This is a genomic window from Terrisporobacter petrolearius, assembly GCF_020748185.1.
GTDB classification, from domain to species: domain Bacteria; phylum Bacillota; class Clostridia; order Peptostreptococcales; family Peptostreptococcaceae; genus Terrisporobacter; species Terrisporobacter petrolearius.
Map to the genome: position 1 here is coordinate 1 of NZ_JAHZMO010000163.1, position 470 is coordinate 470.

The 470-nt window shown below is 26.6% G+C and carries 1 protein-coding gene; it reads right to left on the reverse strand.

Going from position 1 to position 470, the window contains the following annotated elements; all coding sequences use genetic code 11:
- Positions 1 to 47 precede the first annotated feature (47 nt).
- The coding region (locus K0040_RS20120; protein WP_265588950.1) for a LysR substrate-binding domain-containing protein at positions 48 to 470 on the reverse strand (423 nt) is incomplete at its 5' end.

Here is a 470-nt window from a genome sequence, read left to right on the forward strand (position 1 = left end):
ATAAAAATAAGAGTATATTAATATACTCTTATTTTTATTTAGTTATATTATAAACTGTTTACACTCCTACTCTTCTTTCTAGCTTGTTTTTTTCCATATTTTACTGAAATATCAACGAATGCTGAAATATTTTCTGTAAAAAACTTACTTCTATGATATGCAATATCAAATGTTCTATGTAAATTAATACCTTCAATATCACAAGCCCACAAAAGATGCTTTTTTAAATAATCCTCAATAAGTAACTCAGATATAACTGCAATGCCAAAATTATCTACAACTGCTCTTAATATAGCTTCAGAGTTATAACATGACCATCTAATATTCATTGGGATTTTTAATTCTTTTAATTGTTTTTCTAATTGTGCTCTTGTACCACTTCCTAATTCACGCATAATTAGTGGTTGATTTGAAAGTTCTGAAACTTTTATAGAGTCTCTTTTGTAGAACTCATGCTTATGTGAACATAT